Here is a 16,376-nt window from a genome sequence, read left to right as displayed (position 1 = left end):
ACGCCTGTTATCGCTGAACCAGTGAGGTGGAGTATGACCGTCTGTAGCGCACCGGGGAAGGTGTACCTCTTCGGCGAGCACGCCGTGGTCTACGGGGAACCGGCGGTGCCGTGTGCGATCGAGCGCCGCGCCCGCGTGACCGCCGAGCCGCGCAGCGACGACCACGTTCGCGTCGAGGCCGAGGACCTCTCGCTCGACGGCTTCACCGTGGAGTACGACGGCGCCGTCGGCGACCACCCCGACGTGGACGTCGAGCGATCGCTGCTCGATGCGGCGATGGGATACATCGATGCCGCCGTCTCACAGGCACGCGAGGCGGCCGGGGCACCGGACGCGGGCTTCGACATCGCCGTCGAGAGCGACATTCCCCTCGGGGCCGGGCTCGGATCCTCGGCCGCGGTCGTCGTCGCGGGGATCGACGCGGCCACGCGCGCGCTCGGAGAACCGTTATCGCCGCGGGAACTCGCCGATCGAGCCTACCGCGCGGAGTACGACGTCCAGGACGGACAGGCGTCGCGGGCGGACACGTTCTGTTCGGCGATGGGCGGCGCGGTGCGCGTCGAGGGCGACGACTGTGAACGGATCGAGACGCCGAACCTCCCGTTCGTCGTCGGTTTCGACGGCGGCGCCGGCGACACCGGCGCGCTCGTGGCGGGCGTCAGGGAGCTCAAGTCGGAGTACGATTTCGCCGCCGACACGGTGACGTCGATCGGCGACATCGTCCGCGAGGGCGAACGGATCCTGGGGGCCGCAGACCCCGACGCGGAGCCCGAGGCCGAACTCCTCGCGGAGCTCGGCGACCTGATGAACTTCAACCACGGGCTGCTGTCGGCGCTTGGCGTCTCCGCGCGCTCGCTCGATTCGATGGTCTGGGCGGCACGCGACGCCGGCGCCCACGGCGCGAAGCTGACGGGAGCTGGTGGAGGCGGCTGCATCGTGGCGCTGGACCCGACGCCGGAGACGAAGACGGCGCTGTCGTTCACACAGGGATGTGCCGACGCGTTCCGGGCCGAACTGGCGACCGAGGGCGTTCGTGTGGAGGCGCCGTGATGACGGGTGAGACGGTCGTTTGTAAGCTCGGCGGGAGCGTGATCACCGAAAAGGACCGGCCCGAGACGCTCGATGCGCCCGCGCTCGACGCCGCCTGCGACGCGATCGCCGGGGCGCTGGCGGACGACGCCATCGATCGACTCGTCGTCGTTCACGGGGGCGGGAGCTTCGGCCACCACCACGCCAGCGCGCACGGGATGACCACGACCGCTGGGACCCACGACGTCGACGCCGTGATGGACGTTCACGGCGCGATGACGACGCTCAACCGGTTCGTCCTCGACCGGCTCCACGAACGGGACGTCCAGGCGCTTCCCCTCCACCCGCTATCGGTCGGGGCACGGACCGACGGGCCGGACGGGGCGCTGACGCTGCCGTCGGAGCCCGCCGCGACGCTGCTCGATGAGGGATTCGTGCCGGTGTTACACGGGGACGGAGTCGCCACCGCGAGCGAGGGCGTGACGGTGATCTCGGGCGACGAACTGGTCGTCGAGCTGGCTGCCGACATCGATGCGGACCGGGTCGGCCTCTGTTCGACGGTTCCCGGCGTCCTCGACGGCGATGGTGACGTGGTTCCCCGGATCGACGCCTTCGAAGACGTCGCCGACCTGCTCGGCGCGAGCGAGTCGACGGACGTCTCGGGCGGGATGGCGGCGAAGGTCGAGGAGCTGCTCGGGCTCGGATCGCCGGCGTTCATCTTCGGCCCGGACGACCTCGAGGGGTTTCTGCGAGGCGACTCGCCCGGGACGCGGATCGGGTAGGGACGGCCGCTCTCCGTGTCGCGGTCACTCGGCCGCGTTGATCGCTTGCTCGAGCAACCTCGTCGCGCGGTCGTACAGGGCGTCGGCGTCCGCATCGGTTCGCGCCTGAGCCGTTAGCCGGATCAGCGGCTGCGTGCCGGAGGCGCGAACGAGCATCCAGCCGTCGTCGGTCTCGATGCGGACGCCGTCGAGAGTGCTCCGGGCATCGGGTGGGAACTCCTCGGCCGCCAGCGCCTCAACGGCCGTCATCACGGCCGTCTTTCCGGTAACCTCGCGGTTTCCGCGCCGGATCGGGTACGAGGGGAGCTCCGCGACCCGTTCGGTGAGGGAGCGTTCGGCGGCAAGCGTCGCGATCCGAACCGCCGCGAGCGGGCCGTCCGGACACAGCGTCTCGGACGGGAAGATCCAGGCGCCGGAGGGCTCACCACCGAAGACGACCCCGTCCGTTGCGGCACGTTCGGCGACGGCGACGTCGCCGACGCGGGTTCGGACGAGTTCGGCGCCGACGTCGGCGAGCGCGTCGTCGACCGCGAGGCTCGTGTTGAGCGGCGCGGCGACGGTGGGATGATCGACGCCCTCGGCGCCGGTACCCGCATCGGCCACGGCGGCGCGCGCGAGCAGCGCAAGCAGCGTGTCACCCTCGAGGAACCGCCCATCGTCCGCGACCGCCATCATTCGGTCGGCGTCGCCGTCGTGAGCGATCCCGAGGTCGGCGTCGGTTTCAGCCACGTGCGTTCGAAGCGACGCGCACGTCTCGGCGGTCGGCTCGCTGGGCCGACCCGGGAACCGACCGTCCCGCTGGCCGTTGAGCGTCTCGACGGCCGCACCGAGTTCGACGAGGGCGTCGGTGGTGACTCGTCCGGCCCCGTTTCCCAGGTCGACGACGACGCGAGTTCCCGAAAGCGGGGCGGCCGACCGCTGGTCATCACCCGCTTTAGCCCCGCGGTCAGCGGACGCAGCCAGCGCTCGCCGCCCGGCTGCCACGATCGCAGCCCGGTGGCTGGCGGTCGCGGAGCGCTCGAAGACGTCGCCGAACCCGTGACGCCGACCGTGGTCGTTCGGGTCGGCCGGCTCGAAGGCGTCGGACCGAACGCGGTCGGCGATCCGGTCCTGATCGTCGGCGTCGAACGCCTGACCGGAGGGCGTCCAGAGTTTGAAACCGTTGTCCGCGGGCGGATTGTGCGAGGCAGTGACGACGACGCCGGCATCGGCGCCGGCGCCGGAAACCGCTCGGGCGATCGTCGGCGTCGCCGCGACGCCGACGTCGAGGACGTCGGTCCCCGATTCGACCAGTCCCGCAGCGAGCGCGTCGACGAACGCCCGCCCGGAATCGCGGACGTCGCGACCCACGACGACGGCGTCGGTTTCCATCCCGAGCGCACGGCCGATCGAAACCGCGAGGGCTGCCGTGATCTCCTCCCCGACCGGACCGCGAACGCCGCTCGTTCCGAACATACCGTCGGGTGGCGGAGACGGCCTAAAAGCGATCGGGTCACGTCCGTCGGCGGCGACGGCGGCAACCGCGTGCGGTCGGTGGATGGGTCCGCCGGCGGACCGGATCCACTCGTGACACAACCCTTATTCGCCCGACACGCCTTCCCTGGGTATGGACGAATCCGGCGTACGCGATCTCCTTCGGTCGGTGACCGACCCCGACCTGGATGGTGACATCGTCTCCCTCGGGCTCGTGAACGACGTGACGGTGCGGGAGGACGGAACCACCGTCAGCGTCTCGCTTGCCCTCGGCGCACCCTACTCGTCGACCGAGACGGCGATCGCCGAGGAGGTTCGATCGACGCTGTCGGACGCCGGTCTCGAGCCGGAGCTGTCGGCGCGGATCCCGACCGCGGTCACGCCGGACGAGCAGGTCCTTCCGAAGGTAAAAAACGTCATCGCGGTCGCCTCCGGCAAGGGCGGCGTCGGGAAGTCGACGATGGCGGTCAACATCGCGGCCGGCCTCTCGGACAGGGGTGCAAGCGTCGGCCTCTTCGACGCCGACGTCTACGGGCCGAACGTGCCGCGGATGGTCGGCGCCGAAACGCCGCCGCGGACCGACGGCGAGACGATCGTGCCACCCGAGCAGTACGGGATGCGCGTGATGAGTATGGACTTTCTCACCGGCGAGGACGACCCCGTCATCTGGCGCGGGCCGATGGTTCACAAGATCATCACGCAGCTCGTCGAGGACGTCGACTGGGGCGAACTCGACTACCTCGTGCTGGACCTGCCACCGGGGACCGGCGACACGCAGCTGACGATCCTTCAAACGCTGCCGTTGACTGGCGCAGTGATCGTGACGACGCCGGAGGAGGTGGCGCTCGATGACGCGGTCAAGGGCCTCCGAATGTTCGGGAAACACGACACGAACGTGCTCGGCGTGGCGGAGAACATGGCCGGGTTCCGGTGTCCGGACTGCGGGAGCGTCCACGACGTCTTCGGCGAGGGCGGCGGCGAGCGACTGGCGGCCGAGCACGACCTGCCGTTCCTCGGCGGCGTTCCCCTCGACCCGGCCGTTCGAACCGGCGGCGACGGCGGGGAACCGATCGTGTTGGACGAGGGGGAGACGGCCGACGCGTTCGCGGCCATCAGCGAGGCCGTCGCGAACAACGCCGGCATCGTCCGCCGTCGGCAGGCAAGCGACCAGCCCTGAGGATGACTGACGGCGAAGACCGGGAAACGTGGGACGGCAAAGACCGGGAAACGGGGGACGGCAAAGGCCGGGAAACGGGGGACGGGGATCGAGGGATCGACGCCGTCGGGAGGGCTGGATCCGGCGTGATCCTCGACGGCGACGCCGAAACCCGGCGGGCACTCCGAGCGATCGCGGAGGACGTCCGCGGGGAGAACTCGGAGAGCCAGCAGGTCGCGGCGATCCTCTATCGGGTCTCGGACCTGTACGACCCGGCCGAGGACACCTCGCCGGAGGCGATCTATCGGAACGTCAGGCAGATTATGCGCGTCAAAGCTCGGGGCGGCCTGGACCGCTGACCCTGCGGACTCGAGCCGGACGAATTCGGCCCGACGAGTTCCGGATCACCGCATCGAGCGGAACGTAACGACTATGCCACCCGATCGCGAAACCGGGGTATGGACTGGCCACACGACCCCGACGGCGAGGAGGGGAGCGAGGGCAAGCGGAAGTACGGCCACGCGGTCCTCGCGAAGAAGATCGACGAGGAGGAGGACTTCCCGCTGTCCGCCGCCGAGTACGTCGAACAGTACGGCGACCACCCGGTTCGGATCGACTACGAGACCGTCGTCTCCGTCGAGGAGATCTTCGAGCACGTCGATCAGGAGGAGTTCGCGGACTTCATCGAGTTCCACCAGGAACTCGGCCGGGCGATGCGCGGGGCGGGATACTGGTTCTACGAGGGTTCCGATCAGTTCGTCAGGTCCCGGGCATAACGGCCGTCAACAGCCGGTTCGGTCATCGACCGAGAAACTAGAACGCGACACGGCATAACTGTACTGGAGACAGGTTTTACCCCTTCCCGTCCGATCTAGTGGTATGAACAGTGATACCAGTACACGTGATCTGATGCACCGGGAGTTTCCGGGCGTCAGCGAATCGGACACGCTGGACGAGGCCGCAGCACTGCTGGTCTCCGAGTCGGCCGACTGTCTCGTGGTCGTTCGTGGCGAGGAGCCCGTCGGGTGTCTGTCCCTTCGCGATGCGCTTGCAGCGGTGATCGACGGCTCCGATCCGGCGACGACGACCGTCGAAGACGCGATGAGCCGGTCGACGCCGACGATCGACGCCGGCGAGCCGATCGACGTCGCCGAGGAGCGATTGGTCGCCGAGGGCACGAGCCGGCTGATCGTGACCGACGGGGAGCGTGCGGTCGGGCTCCTCACCGAACACGACGTCCTCGCTGCGCGGCCAGCACAGCGGCTCGAGGAGGCGAACGCCGGGGCGGGTACGAACGGGGCTCGGCGGACGAGCGCTTCGGAGCCGGCCGCCGAGCGAGCGACCGCCGAGGAACCCACACAGAGCATCTGTGAGGTCTGTGGTTCCCTGGCTGCGACTCTTGAGACCCACAACGGCCAGCTGGTGTGTGCTGACTGCCAGGAAGTCTAGTTGGCCGGCGGGACCCGATCCGGATGGGAACGACCGATCATCCGGATGGGAACGACCGATCGTCCGATCGACGACTCGAGGGGAATCGAAAATCCCGTATCGCCCCGGACCACGCGTATTTCGCATTGTACCGGATATTTATTACCCAGTGCGTTGTTGTACCGAACCGATATGACGCGTACAATTCGACGACGTGACGTGCTCTCCGGCGCGGCCGGCCTCAGCATCGTTTCCATCGCGGGCTGTTCCGGGAACGGAAACGGCGGCGGCAACGGCAATGGCGGCGGGAACGGAAACGGTGACGGGAACGGCGGTGGCAACGGAAACGGCGGCGGCAACGGAGACGGCGCGGTCCCGACGATTGACTACGGGGTTCTAATGCCCGAAACCGGCGATCTCGGGAGCCTCGGCGGTCCGATCCGTGACGGCGCGCTGTTGCCCGCCCATCAGCTCGAGGGTGAAACCGGATTCACCGTCGACACCGACACGGGCGACACGCAAACGAACCCGCAGACGGGGATCTCGGAGGCGAACAGCCTCGTCAACGCGGGCATCCCCGCCGTCGTGGGACCCGCAGCATCCAACGTCAACCTCCAGGTCGCACAGCAGATCTACATTCCGAACCAGATCGTCGGGATCTCGCCGGCCTCCACCGCACCGGCGGTGACCGACCTCGAGGACGACGACTACGTCTTTCGAACGTGTCCGTCCGACGCGCTGCAGGGACCGGTGCTTGCGGATCTCGCCGTCGATCGGTTCGAGGCGTCGACGGTCGGCACGCTCTATCTCAACGACAACTACGGACAGGCGCTCGAGGACGAGTTCGTCTCCGCCTTCCAGGACAACGACGGGCAGGCGGTCAACCGCGTCTCCTTCGAGCCCGAACAGGCGTCCTACTCCTCACAGATCAGCGAGGCGCTCAACGACAACCCGGACGTGTTGATGATCGTCGGGTTCCCGCAGTCGGGGATCACGCTGTTCCGCGACTTCTACAACGAGTACGCGAGCGATTACGACGTTCCGATCCTCGTCACCGACGGGCTCAACGACTCGACGCTCCCCGAGGAGGTCGGCAACCCGATGAACAACGTCTGGGGGACCTCTCCGGGATCCACCGGCCCCGGCAACGATCGGTTTACCGAGCTGTACCAGGACCAGTACGACCGCGAACCCGGCGTGTTCAACGCTCACGCCTACGACGCCGCCGCCGTGATCATCCTTGCGAGCGCCGCGTCCGACACGGACGACCCGACCGGAACCGACGTCCGTGACTCCCTCCGAGCGGTCGCCAACCCCGACGGCACGGAGGTGACGCCGGAGAACCTCGCGGAGGGCGTCGAGATGGCTGCCGCCGGCGAGGCGATCAACTACCAGGGCGCGTCCTCGCAGGTGAACTTCGACGACAACGGCGATATGCAGGCCGTCTCCTACAACGTCTTCCGGTACCAGGACGGGAACGTCGAGAACGTCGAGACGATCGACGTCGAGTAGGGCAGCCGGAGACCGCCCACGCGTCGGTCGTCTCGGCGTGTCTGCCTCGCCACGCGTGCGCCCGTCGCGCCCGGAGCTACCCACCCAGGAACTGCTGTCGGACTTCCTCGTCCGCCAACAGCCGGGTACCGGCATCGGTGTACGCGTTCTGCCCCTGCGTCAGGACGTAGCCGCGGTCACAGCGCCGCAGCACCTCCGTGGCGTTCTGTTCGACCATCAGGACCGCGGTTCCGTTCTCGTTGATCTCGTCGATCCGATCGAACATATCGTCGACGAGGTCCGGTGCGAGCCCGGCGGAGGGCTCGTCCAACAACAGGAGGTCGGGATCGAGCATCAGGGCACGTCCCATCGCGACCATCTGTCGTTGGCCACCCGACATCGTTCCCGCCTTCTGATCGCGTCGGTCACGGAGGACGGGAAACCGGTCATACACCGCCTCGATCCGTGATTCGGGGACCGTATCCAGAATGTACGCACCCATCTCGAGGTTCTCGCGGACGGTCAAGCCGTCGAAGACGTTGTTCGACTGTGGGACGTAGCTGATCCCCTTGTGGATGATTCGTTCGGGCGGCAGTTCGTGGATCGGTTCGGACTCGAAGGTGATCGTCCCGCCCAGATACGTCGTCAACCCGAAGACGGTCTTCATCACGGTCGATTTCCCGGCGCCGTTCGGGCCGACGATCGTCACGTACTCGCCGTCGCCGACGTCCAGATCGATCCCCGAGAGGATCTGGAGCTCGCCGTATCCGGCATCGAGATCGCGAACACGAAGGATCGCGTCATCTGGGGCGCCAACGTCGGCGTCCGTTCGCGTTTCGTCGGCGTCCGTTCGCGTTTCGTCGGCGTCCGTCCGTGTTTCGTCGGCGCCAGCGTCCCGCGTTCGGTCGACCGGCTCGGGATCGCTCATTCGGAACTCCCTCCGAGGTACGCGTCGATGACCTGCTCGTTCGATCTGATCTCCGCCGGTGGCCCCTCCGCCAACAGCGATCCCTGGTGCATGACGATGACGTGTTCACAGTGGTCCATAATCACGTCCATATCGTGTTCGACGAGCAGGAACGTGTACCCCTGATCGCGGAGGTCGTGGATCCGATCGAGCAACTTCTCCTCGAGGGTCGGGTTCACACCTGCCAACGGCTCATCGAGCAACAGGAGGTCCGGATCCGTCATCAGCGCACGCGCCATCTCCAGCAGTTTCCGTTGCCCGCCGGACAACGCTCCGGCCTTCTGACGGGCGAGGTGGTCGATCTCGAAGAACTCGAGGGTCTCCCAGACGCGCTCGCGAAGCTCGCGTTCCTGGTCGATCACCGACCCGCGGGCGCCGGGCACCACCGACCGCCACAGCTGCTCGCCGACCTGGTCGGTCGGCGCGAGCATCAAGTTCTCGAGGACCGTCATCTCCGGCAGCTCGCGAGCGATCTGGAACGTCCGAACCAGTCCGCGGGTCGCGATCTGGTCCGGCCGAAGGCCGGTCACGTCCGCGCCGTTGAACCGAACGGATCCCGAGTCGGGCTCGAGCGCACCCGCGATACAGTCGAACGTGGTCGATTTGCCGGCGCCGTTCGGGCCGATCAATCCGGTGATGGTTCCGGCCTCGACCGCGAAGCTCACGTCGTCGACGGCCACGATGCCGCCGAAGGTCTTCCGGAGGTTTCGAACCTGCAGGGGGACGTCCGGCGGCGTCTCCGCGGCCTCCCGTTCGACCCGTGAATCCTGCGTTTCGGGCGCTGTAGACGCGTTTTCCTCGGAGGCGGCGTTCGTCGTGCCCGCCGCGTCCGCGATGGTGGCCGCGTCCGCATCGACGGTCGGTTCCACGCCGGCGTCATCGGTCTCCTCGCCGGCGTCGGCATCCTTACTCATCCCCGTCACCCCCGGTCTCTCCACCGTGGTCAGCAGCAGCCGTCGTGTCGGGTCGGGAGGTGGGTTCCTCCCCTGACCGTGCAGCCGGGGCGTTTCCCTCGGGACGGACGCCGAGGTCGATCGCCGCGGCGGTTTCGGTTCGATGGCCGAGAACGCCCGCTGGCCGACGTTGCATGATCACGATCAGGACGACGCCGAGGAGAACGAACTGGAGCGCACTGATGTTCTCGAGGGCGTACGCCAGGAACGGCATCGGATCGAGCCCGAACAGCGGCCCGACGGCGCCGGCGAACGTCGCCGGAGCGCTTCCCAGGTCCATCGCGTTCTGGACGATGCCGCCGAACTGTCGCGGGCCCTCGAACAGCAATCCGACGAACAGGATGGCCCCGACGATGCTCCCGGTGTTCGATCCCGACCCACCGATGATGACCGCGACGAAGACGTAGAACGTGACGATCGGCCGGAACGAGTTCGGATTCACGTAGCCGTACGACCCCTGCCAGAGGATTCCGCCGAGCCCCATCAGCGCACAGCCCACGATGAACACCTTGATCTTGAAGAGCCGGGTGTCCTTGCCGAGCGACTGTGCCACGAGCTCGTCGTCCCGGATCGCCTTGAGAACGCGGCCGAACGGCGAGGCACCGACCCGCGAGAGCAGCCAGTAGACGCCGACGACGAAGGCGACGACGACGAGCGTGTAGGCGGCATCGACCACGATCGATCGTCGTATCCCGGCCCCGGTCAGCACCGTAAGCAGCGCCTCGCCGGCACCGTCGTCGAACAGCGCGTCCGTCGGACGGACGGGGAGGTTGAGTCCGGACCCGCCGCCCGTTCCGAACCCGAACGTCGAGACGGTCCAGCTCGACAGCTGGCTCGAGTTCATCGTCAAGCGGATGATCTCCGAGAGTCCCAGCGTCACGATCGCGAGGTAGTCGGCCTCGAGCCGGAGCGCCGGGAGCGCGGCGATCAACCCGACGAGTCCCGCGGCGATCATCCCCCCGAGGACCCCGACCGGAAGCGGAAGTCCAAGCCCCATTCCGGACGTGGCGTCCGGCGGCGTCGAGAGCAGACCCATCGTGTAGACGCCGACCGCCATGAACCCGGCAACCCCGATGTTGAACAGGCCGGTGTATCCCCAATGGAGGTTCAACGCGAGCGCGAGCACCGCGTAGGAGGCAGCGAAGAACGTGAGAAGCCGGAGGGTACTGGCGATCGCGTTGATCGTGTTCGTCGTGAGCTCGAAGTCGTTGGCGACGAGCACGAACAGCGTAAACAGCCCGTATATCGAGGCGAGCGTGGCGAGAACGATCGCGAGATCGTGTCCGCCGAACGCCCGGGCGATCGCCTCTTGGAGGACGCCGGCGACCGATTCGGTCCGCGCCGATCCATCGTCGGCGTCGTCGACGTCGCCGCCGTCGACGCTACCGCCGTCGTCGACGCTACCGCCGTCGTCGACGCTACCGCCGCCATCCGGACGGGGACCGTCACGTATGCGGTCATCGTCGCTCATGCGGTCGTCACCCCACTGAAGAGCCCCTCCGGACGATACAACAGCACGATGACCATGATCAGAAACGCCGCTGCGGCGTTGAAATCGCCGGAGATCCACACGAGCGAGACCTCGTGCACGAGCCCGATGACGAGCCCGCCCGCGATCGCGCCGTAGATCGATCCGATCCCGCCGAGAATGACGGCGGCGAAGATGAAAAGCAGGAGGAACCAGCCGATGTTGAACTCGATGGTCCCACGCTCAAGCACGTACAGGTATCCCGCGACGCCGGCCAACGCGCCGCCGAGGATCCAGGTCGCGGTGACGACCCGTTCGGTCGGGATGCCGGTCACGAGCGCGAGGTCCTTGTTGTCGGCCATCGCCCTCATCGCGGTCCCCAGTTTCGTTCGCTGTAGAAGCAGGTGCATTCCCCCCATCAGGACGAGCGCGACGACGAACAGCGTCAGCTCGTGGAGGTTGACGCTGACGCCTGCGATCGTGGTTCGAACGCCGTCGGTGGCCGTCACGCCGCGGCTTCGGGAGCCGAAGACGAACTGTACGACGTACCGTAACCCGAGCGCGACGCCGATGCTGGCGATGAGCAGCGGGATCCCGCCCCGGTCCCGCATCGGTCGGTAGACGACCCGATCGATCGCGACGGTTACGAGCACCGTCGCGACGGCCGCGACGACGACACCGATCGCGATGGCAAGCGGTGCCTGGATGATCGAGGCCCCGATCTCGTTGGGGCTCGGGCCGCTGGCCGCCCGCACGAGGAGAAGCGTTCCCGCTTCGGCGAGTCCCCATCCCGAGACCAGCAACGCCGCCCCCCAGCCGGTGAACGCGCCCGTCGTGATGAGGTCTCCGTGTGAGAAGTTCGCGAAGTTGAGAATGCTGTACGTCATCGAGAGTCCGATCCCGGCAAGCCCGAAGATGAGTCCGACGATCACGCCGTTCCAGACCAGCCCGCCGAACTGCGCGACCGACATCGATCCACCGAAGGTGCGGCCCGCGGCAAGCGGTATCTCGACGCCGGCGAGGCGAGCACCGATATCCAAAACGAGAAGGATCCCCACGAGCCACGCGAGCAGAAGCGGAAGAGACCGGGACCCCCGACCCCGATCGAGGAGTTTAGTAGTGCCCATGCGTTAGGTTCACACGATTGTGGGAGCGGCGAACATAAATAACTCTTCGCTCTGAATCCCGAATCCCGAATGCACTCACGCCAGCCGCCTCCGACCCGGAGGAACGATCACGCCACGTCGATCCCGCCGTGCCGTGAATGGGTCGTCCGGAGACGCCTCGGATCCACGGCCCGGATCGAACGATGACCGGATCGAAAGCGGGATCGACGAACGGGGACGAGTCCTCCGACTCGATCGTCGCCGCGACGATGACCGACCTCGATGCGCTCGTCGATCTCTGGGTCGAACTCGCCGCCCACCAGCGCGGTGAGGGCTCCCACCTCCGGGCAGCCCCCAACGAGCCGGTCGTTCAGACCGTCCTCGCCGACCACATCGTCGCGGACGAAGCGTTCCTCGCGAGGGGGAGCCCCGAGGACCCACCGGTCGGATTCATCACGGTCTCCCGCGAACACGGGCCCTTCGAGCAGGACGTCGATCGGGGATTCGTGGACGCGTTGTTCGTTCGCCCCGCCGACCGCGGACGCGGCATCGGGTCACGACTGCTCGAACGCGGGGAGGAACGACTCGCCACGATGGGGGTAGAGGCCGTCGCGCTCGAGGTGTTGGCGAGCAACGTCGACGCGCGTCGGCTGTATCGCCGTCACGGATACCATCCACACCGGGTCGAACTCGAGAAGGATCTGTCCGACCGGTGATGACGATCTCCGTCGATCGACCCACGGGCCGGTGGAATCCGGCGACGGCGCCACCCGATCGGATCGAAAACCGATACTGACTCAAAGGAGGGTCGACAAGCCGGATCCGTGCCAGGGGAGCATGGGCGGTTCATGCACTCGACTTGTAATCGAGACTTCCGGGGTTCAAATCCCTGCCCTGGCTTCGTCCGGTGCGCGTTCGTTACTCCCTGCGATTCGTCCCCTTTCTGACGATCCGTTCGACGCGTTGGCCCTGATTCGTGAATTCGACCCGAGATCAGCGCCGTCGCTGCCCGGCGTTTCGGTTCGGTTGAACGCGGAACAGGTCCGTTCGGCCTTACAGCCGACCGACGTTCTCGACTGAGACGGATTCGACGCCCTCGACGCCGCTGAACGCCTCCTCGACGGCCTCCGTGCCGCCCGCGTCGTCGGGGACGATCACGGTCGGCAGCAGCGCGACGAGACCGAAGGCGACGTCGTCGCGTTCGAACCCGCGGATCTTCGCGCCCTGGGGCAGCGAGTCCTCGAGCAGCTCCTGGAGCTCGTCGAGGTCGACCTCGGGGCTGTTCGGCATTACCTTGACCTTGGCTGCGACGTCACCCATCGTTAGGGCCCCCGGAAGCCGCAGTCGGGACACTCATACAGGTTGCTCTGCTTGCGGCATTTCGCACACCGGCTGATGTTGGTGCCGCACTCGGGGCAATCGAACCGAGCGGCGTTCATTCCGGCGACCTGTATCCCACAGGAGACACACTGGTTGGCCGCCTGCTTCTGACTGTCGCTCATACTCTGATGAACCGGTGCGCGACTTTTAACCGTTGTTCTTTGCGTCCGCACCTCCATCACGAATTCACCGCCTTCGAGACGATCGGGGCCGATCACCGGAGGAAGCGAACCGAAGCGACTCTCTTAGGAGGCCACGAGCAACGGGCCGATCAACACCCCCATCAAGTGGACGCGGCGGGTCCCGAGCCGTGGCGGAACGAGTCCGAGAACGGTGGCCACCACGAGCGTGGCGACGCCGACGACGCCCGCAAACAGGAACGAGAGCTCGCCGATGAGCGCGAGCACGCCGATCGAGACCCGCGTGTAGTCGGCGTTTCCGACGACCCGAAGGTACGTGTCCCCGACCAGCAGCAGCACACAGAACCCGATCCCGGCGGCCATCGCGGTCGCCGCAAGCAGCACGGGCAGGGCGAGCGGGACGGCGATCTCCTCGAGCGCGACCATCACGCCGGTCCGGGGCGTGCCGAGCGCGAACAGCGCGAACAGCGCGAAGACGGTGTTGCTCGTCGACGCACCGCTCGTGGCGACCACGAAGCCCCGGTCGGCCTCGGACGGCGGGATCGCGGGGACCGCGGCCGTCGCGGCGATCGCCGCCGACACGCCCGGGAGGTAGCCGACGATCGCTCCCGCAACCGATCCAGCGGTGGCGGTGATGCCGAGGGAGCGGCGCTCCATGGCGATCCGGGCATCGGACTGCGGCGGCACGCCGGCCCCGTCGATCGCGTCGATGAGGACCGGCGCGCCGAACAGTCCGGTAAAAAGCGGCGCGAGCATCCCGCCGGCGGCAAGCGGCGCGTTGGGATCGATGTCGAGCGTCGCCATCCCGAGTGCGGCACTCGCGAGAAAGGTTCCGAACCCGGCGAGCGCGGCTCGACGCGAGGACTCGGTCACGAGGAGGAACCCGACGATCGCCGCGAGGACGAGACCGATGTGGGCCCGTATCGTCGGATACGCGTGCACCATCACCCAGGTGATCGGGACCGCGATCGGGACCGCAAGCAGGACCGCAAGCCCCGAACCGACGGCGGACAACCGGAGTGCTTCACGCCCCCGGCCGGCGATGACCAACCGGTGGCCGGGGAGGGACGCGATCGCCATCGCGGCATCGGGAACGCCGAGCGCGAGGGAGGGGACGATGTCGAGAAACGTGTGGACGACGCCCGCACCCAGCATCGCACAGCCCACGAGCAGCGGATCAGCGGGAATGCCGGGTGCGGCGCTGGCGAGAACCAACGCGAAGTTGTTCGCGTGAAGGCCGGGTATCAGCCCGCTCACCGTGCCGAGAACGGCGCCGCCGACCACGAACGCGAGCGCGGCGACGGCGAACGTCGGGTCGACGACCGGCCGAAACACGGGGTCCATCCCGACGAGATGGCCGCGGCTTCGGGGATAAACCCTCGGTGAGATACGGGTGGCTGAAGCGGAGCCCGGACCGGGACCGGGACTGGGACCGGATCGAGACGTCGATCAGGCCGCGCCGGCCGCCGACTGGGCCTTCTTGCGCGTGACGTAGCCGGCGATCCGGTTTCGAACGCCCTTGGACTCGACGGTCGTGAGCGCCTCGACGCTCTCCTTGTTCGTCTCGAAGTCGGTGTTGAACGAGTCGGGGTACTCCTGGATGAGGACGGTCCCCAGCTGTTTGATGTACTTGGGTTTGATGGCCATACCGTCGATATCGGCGGCGCGAACTAAAAGGGTTCGTTCCGCCACGAGCCCCTCGTTCGGCGCCACCGAGCCCGTTCAGCGCCGATCTCGAAGGGGTCCATCAGCGTCGGTCGCGCCATCCGGTTACGTCGTCGATGCGCTCGAACGCCGCCCGTTCACGCGGTCCGCCGCAGCGGTCGACCGTGTCGGAGAAATACCGCAGCCGATCAAGCAGTTCGTCCTCGTCGAACCCCTCGACGTCGAGGCGCGAGGCGGCCACGGTTGCGTCGATGACCGCACCGTAGCCGCGGTTCGTCCGCGGGACCCGCTCGTCGAGGATCCGTCCCGCAACCGGGGCAAGCGCCCACGTGTGAATCTCGGTTCCGGCGTCGGTGGTGCGGTCGATCCGCGTGAACTCGACCTCGACGTACGCGTCCGTATTCGCCAGGATGGGGTCCGATCGTTCGTCGATCGTGAGCGCCGCGTCCACGAACGCCAGCGGGTCGCTCGTGAACTGGATCACGCCGCGTCCGGTTCGCTCGACGTTTCGGCGCGTCCGGGTGCGGCCGTAGGTTTGGGCAGTCGCCATCGGCTCGGTCGTCGCCGACGGCGTCGAGTCGTCCGCCGCCGCGTCCGCCGTCGCGTCCGCCGCCGCTTCAGCCACCGATTCAGCCGTCGCTCCGTCCTCCGTCCCGCCATCCGGCTCGTTCGGGTCCGGGGCGTGGACCCCGAGCGCAGCCATGTTCCACCGTCCGTTGGGGCCACGCGTCGCGACGATCGTCTCCGTCACCCCGCGGAGACCGACGGGCCAGGTAGGGCCGGTCGCTCGGGGCACCACGCGCGTGTGCTGGTCCCCGAATCGGTCGGGATCGACGAGCCGCGGTTCCGACCGGGCGTCGTCATCATCATTATCATCATCGGTCCGTATCCCGTCAGCAACGTCCCGATCGCGTTCGTCGTCGGAACGGGTCATACCGATAGCCCCCGTTCGAGCGCGACGAAGAGCCCGGCCGCGACCGTGTCGGCCGTCGTCCCGGGATTGATCCCCTCCTCAACGAGCGCGTCCGCGAGCGCGTCCGCGGCCTCGAGATCCCCTCGAACGTCGGCCGCGCGTTCGGAGACCTCATACGCGACCGCCGGTCCGTGGGAGGTTGCAACCAGGGTGTCCGGCCGATCGGCGAGGACCTCCAGGAACGCACGGGCGGTCCGGTCGCCGATGGGTCCGGTATCGTCACGGATCGATGCGGCGACCGCGAACGGTCGTTCGAACCCGGTCGTCCAGTCGACCGCGTTCCAGTCGGGGATTCCCCCTTCGGCCTTCGTCCCTCTCCCTCCCTCTTCCTCCATCCCGCCCTCTTCCTCCATCCCTCCCCCTGC

19 protein-coding genes and 1 tRNA gene are annotated in these 16,376 nt (G+C 67.7%); 9 read left to right on the top strand and 11 right to left on the bottom strand.

The features are described 5' to 3' along the window. The first annotated feature begins 33 nt into the window (after window positions 1-33). Together mvk and OQF70_RS11985 are read left to right on the top strand one after the other, a co-directional pair. Window positions 34-1,050 carry a mevalonate kinase gene (gene mvk, locus OQF70_RS11990; protein WP_280537848.1) on the top strand — a complete coding sequence of 339 codons (1,017 nt, stop codon included), beginning with the start codon at window positions 34-36 and terminating at the stop codon, window positions 1,048-1,050. Continuing rightward, complete coding sequence (locus OQF70_RS11985; protein WP_280537846.1) at window positions 1,050-1,811, top strand: isopentenyl phosphate kinase; 762 nt, start codon at window positions 1,050-1,052, stop codon at window positions 1,809-1,811. Before mvk ends, OQF70_RS11985 begins: the two co-directional genes overlap by 1 nt. 24 nt (window positions 1,812-1,835) lie before the next feature. On the opposite strand, the gene OQF70_RS11980 is transcribed toward OQF70_RS11985, so the two are convergent. After that, window positions 1,836-3,266, bottom strand: coding sequence for a phosphoglucosamine mutase (locus tag OQF70_RS11980; protein ID WP_280537845.1), 1,431 nt, complete (start codon window positions 3,264-3,266; stop codon window positions 1,836-1,838). 151 nt (window positions 3,267-3,417) lie between these two features. Here OQF70_RS11980 and OQF70_RS11975 point away from each other — a divergent pair, with 151 nt between their 5' ends. The 5 genes from OQF70_RS11975 to OQF70_RS11955 all read left to right on the top strand — a co-directional run bounded on the left by OQF70_RS11975 (window position 3,418) and on the right by OQF70_RS11955 (window position 7,380). Next, on the top strand, window positions 3,418-4,461 hold the full coding sequence (locus OQF70_RS11975; protein WP_280537843.1) for an Mrp/NBP35 family ATP-binding protein: 1,044 nt from the start codon (window positions 3,418-3,420) through the stop codon (window positions 4,459-4,461). A 2-nt stretch (window positions 4,462-4,463) separates the two neighbouring features. Further along, complete coding sequence (locus OQF70_RS11970; RefSeq protein WP_280537841.1) at window positions 4,464-4,799, top strand: hypothetical protein; 336 nt, start codon at window positions 4,464-4,466, stop codon at window positions 4,797-4,799. Between the two features lie 99 nt (window positions 4,800-4,898). Continuing rightward, window positions 4,899-5,216, top strand: a complete 318-nt coding sequence (locus tag OQF70_RS11965; protein WP_280537839.1) for a DUF5785 family protein — start codon at window positions 4,899-4,901, stop codon at window positions 5,214-5,216. 103 nt (window positions 5,217-5,319) lie between these two features. Further along, a complete protein-coding gene (locus OQF70_RS11960) occupies window positions 5,320-5,889 on the top strand; it encodes a CBS domain-containing protein (protein ID WP_280537837.1) in 570 nt (189 codons plus the stop codon). Window positions 5,890-6,060: 171 nt separating this feature from the next. Next, a complete protein-coding gene (locus OQF70_RS11955; protein ID WP_280537835.1) occupies window positions 6,061-7,380 on the top strand; it encodes an ABC transporter substrate-binding protein in 1,320 nt (439 codons plus the stop codon). 76 nt (window positions 7,381-7,456) lie between these two features. Here the strand turns inward: OQF70_RS11955 and OQF70_RS11950 are convergent, their stop codons facing one another. Genes OQF70_RS11950 through OQF70_RS11935 form a run of 4 tightly spaced genes read right to left on the bottom strand, consistent with a single transcriptional unit; the run spans window position 7,457 to window position 11,874 of the window. After that, window positions 7,457-8,287, bottom strand: a complete 831-nt coding sequence (locus tag OQF70_RS11950) for an ABC transporter ATP-binding protein (protein WP_280537833.1) — start codon at window positions 8,285-8,287, stop codon at window positions 7,457-7,459. Further along, window positions 8,284-9,240 (bottom strand): ABC transporter ATP-binding protein, encoded by a 957-nt coding sequence (locus OQF70_RS11945; RefSeq protein ID WP_280537831.1) that lies wholly within the window; start codon window positions 9,238-9,240, stop codon window positions 8,284-8,286. The genes OQF70_RS11950 and OQF70_RS11945 overlap by 4 nt, the downstream gene beginning before the upstream one ends. Continuing rightward, the gene (locus OQF70_RS11940; RefSeq protein WP_280537830.1) at window positions 9,233-10,750 is read right to left on the bottom strand and encodes a branched-chain amino acid ABC transporter permease; all 1,518 of its coding nucleotides are present in this window, start codon (window positions 10,748-10,750) and stop codon (window positions 9,233-9,235) included. The genes OQF70_RS11945 and OQF70_RS11940 overlap by 8 nt, the downstream gene beginning before the upstream one ends. Next, entirely contained in the window at window positions 10,747-11,874 is a 1,128-nt protein-coding gene (locus OQF70_RS11935; RefSeq protein ID WP_280537828.1) for a branched-chain amino acid ABC transporter permease, read from the bottom strand. The genes OQF70_RS11940 and OQF70_RS11935 overlap by 4 nt, the downstream gene beginning before the upstream one ends. A gap of 248 nt (window positions 11,875-12,122) precedes the next feature. Here OQF70_RS11935 and OQF70_RS11930 point away from each other — a divergent pair, with 248 nt between their 5' ends. Further along, window positions 12,123-12,569: a GNAT family N-acetyltransferase gene (locus tag OQF70_RS11930; RefSeq protein WP_280537890.1), complete on the top strand. Its 447-nt coding sequence runs from the start codon at window positions 12,123-12,125 to the stop codon at window positions 12,567-12,569. Window positions 12,570-12,679: 110 nt separating this feature from the next. Continuing rightward, a tRNA-Thr gene (locus OQF70_RS11925) sits at window positions 12,680-12,753 on the top strand. 153 nt (window positions 12,754-12,906) lie between these two features. Here the strand turns inward: OQF70_RS11925 and OQF70_RS11920 are convergent. The 6 genes from OQF70_RS11920 to OQF70_RS11895 form a co-directional block, all read right to left on the bottom strand. After that, complete coding sequence (locus OQF70_RS11920) at window positions 12,907-13,173, bottom strand: elongation factor 1-beta (protein WP_092816341.1); 267 nt, start codon at window positions 13,171-13,173, stop codon at window positions 12,907-12,909. Between the two features lie 2 nt (window positions 13,174-13,175). Beyond that, complete coding sequence (locus tag OQF70_RS11915; protein WP_280537826.1) at window positions 13,176-13,355, bottom strand: HVO_2753 family zinc finger protein; 180 nt, start codon at window positions 13,353-13,355, stop codon at window positions 13,176-13,178. Between the two features lie 123 nt (window positions 13,356-13,478). Continuing rightward, complete coding sequence (locus OQF70_RS11910) at window positions 13,479-14,717, bottom strand: tripartite tricarboxylate transporter permease (RefSeq protein ID WP_280537824.1); 1,239 nt, start codon at window positions 14,715-14,717, stop codon at window positions 13,479-13,481. A gap of 105 nt (window positions 14,718-14,822) precedes the next feature. Next, the gene (locus OQF70_RS11905) at window positions 14,823-15,020 is read right to left on the bottom strand and encodes a 30S ribosomal protein S17e (RefSeq protein WP_092816347.1); all 198 of its coding nucleotides are present in this window, start codon (window positions 15,018-15,020) and stop codon (window positions 14,823-14,825) included. Window positions 15,021-15,120: 100 nt separating this feature from the next. Continuing rightward, on the bottom strand, window positions 15,121-15,972 hold the full coding sequence (locus OQF70_RS11900; protein WP_280537823.1) for a DUF447 domain-containing protein: 852 nt from the start codon (window positions 15,970-15,972) through the stop codon (window positions 15,121-15,123). Then, the coding region (locus OQF70_RS11895; protein ID WP_280537822.1) for a triphosphoribosyl-dephospho-CoA synthase at window positions 15,969-16,376 on the bottom strand (408 nt) is incomplete at its 5' end. The genes OQF70_RS11900 and OQF70_RS11895, both read right to left, overlap by 4 nt.

The organism is Halopenitus sp. POP-27, assembly GCF_029889855.1.
GTDB classification, from domain to species: domain Archaea; phylum Halobacteriota; class Halobacteria; order Halobacteriales; family Haloferacaceae; genus Halopenitus; species Halopenitus malekzadehii.
The sequence above is the reverse complement of the archived record's forward strand: the minus strand, read 5'-3'. Positions and strand labels throughout refer to the sequence as shown.

What these genes read in the sequence shown, in the direction of transcription:
- OQF70_RS11910 (WP_280537824.1), bottom strand. Translation starts at nt 14,717, where the DNA reads ATGGACCCCGTGTTTCGGCCGGTCGTCGACCCGACGTTCGCCGTCGCC.
- OQF70_RS11970 (WP_280537841.1), top strand. Translation starts at nt 4,464, where the DNA reads ATGACTGACGGCGAAGACCGGGAAACGTGGGACGGCAAAGACCGGGAA.
- OQF70_RS11975 (WP_280537843.1), top strand. Translation starts at nt 3,418, where the DNA reads ATGGACGAATCCGGCGTACGCGATCTCCTTCGGTCGGTGACCGACCCC.
- mvk (WP_280537848.1), top strand. Translation starts at nt 34, where the DNA reads ATGACCGTCTGTAGCGCACCGGGGAAGGTGTACCTCTTCGGCGAGCAC.
- OQF70_RS11905 (WP_092816347.1), bottom strand. Translation starts at nt 15,020, where the DNA reads ATGGCCATCAAACCCAAGTACATCAAACAGCTGGGGACCGTCCTCATC.
- OQF70_RS11985 (WP_280537846.1), top strand. Translation starts at nt 1,050, where the DNA reads ATGACGGGTGAGACGGTCGTTTGTAAGCTCGGCGGGAGCGTGATCACC.
- OQF70_RS11980 (WP_280537845.1), bottom strand. Translation starts at nt 3,266, where the DNA reads ATGTTCGGAACGAGCGGCGTTCGCGGTCCGGTCGGGGAGGAGATCACG.
- OQF70_RS11965 (WP_280537839.1), top strand. Translation starts at nt 4,899, where the DNA reads ATGGACTGGCCACACGACCCCGACGGCGAGGAGGGGAGCGAGGGCAAG.
- OQF70_RS11940 (WP_280537830.1), bottom strand. Translation starts at nt 10,750, where the DNA reads ATGAGCGACGATGACCGCATACGTGACGGTCCCCGTCCGGATGGCGGC.
- OQF70_RS11920 (WP_092816341.1), bottom strand. Translation starts at nt 13,173, where the DNA reads ATGGGTGACGTCGCAGCCAAGGTCAAGGTAATGCCGAACAGCCCCGAG.
- OQF70_RS11960 (WP_280537837.1), top strand. Translation starts at nt 5,320, where the DNA reads ATGAACAGTGATACCAGTACACGTGATCTGATGCACCGGGAGTTTCCG.
- OQF70_RS11955 (WP_280537835.1), top strand. Translation starts at nt 6,061, where the DNA reads ATGACGCGTACAATTCGACGACGTGACGTGCTCTCCGGCGCGGCCGGC.
- OQF70_RS11950 (WP_280537833.1), bottom strand. Translation starts at nt 8,287, where the DNA reads ATGAGCGATCCCGAGCCGGTCGACCGAACGCGGGACGCTGGCGCCGAC.
- OQF70_RS11945 (WP_280537831.1), bottom strand. Translation starts at nt 9,240, where the DNA reads ATGAGTAAGGATGCCGACGCCGGCGAGGAGACCGATGACGCCGGCGTG.
- OQF70_RS11915 (WP_280537826.1), bottom strand. Translation starts at nt 13,355, where the DNA reads ATGAGCGACAGTCAGAAGCAGGCGGCCAACCAGTGTGTCTCCTGTGGG.
- OQF70_RS11900 (WP_280537823.1), bottom strand. Translation starts at nt 15,972, where the DNA reads ATGACCCGTTCCGACGACGAACGCGATCGGGACGTTGCTGACGGGATA.
- OQF70_RS11930 (WP_280537890.1), top strand. Translation starts at nt 12,123, where the DNA reads ATGACCGACCTCGATGCGCTCGTCGATCTCTGGGTCGAACTCGCCGCC.
- OQF70_RS11935 (WP_280537828.1), bottom strand. Translation starts at nt 11,874, where the DNA reads ATGGGCACTACTAAACTCCTCGATCGGGGTCGGGGGTCCCGGTCTCTT.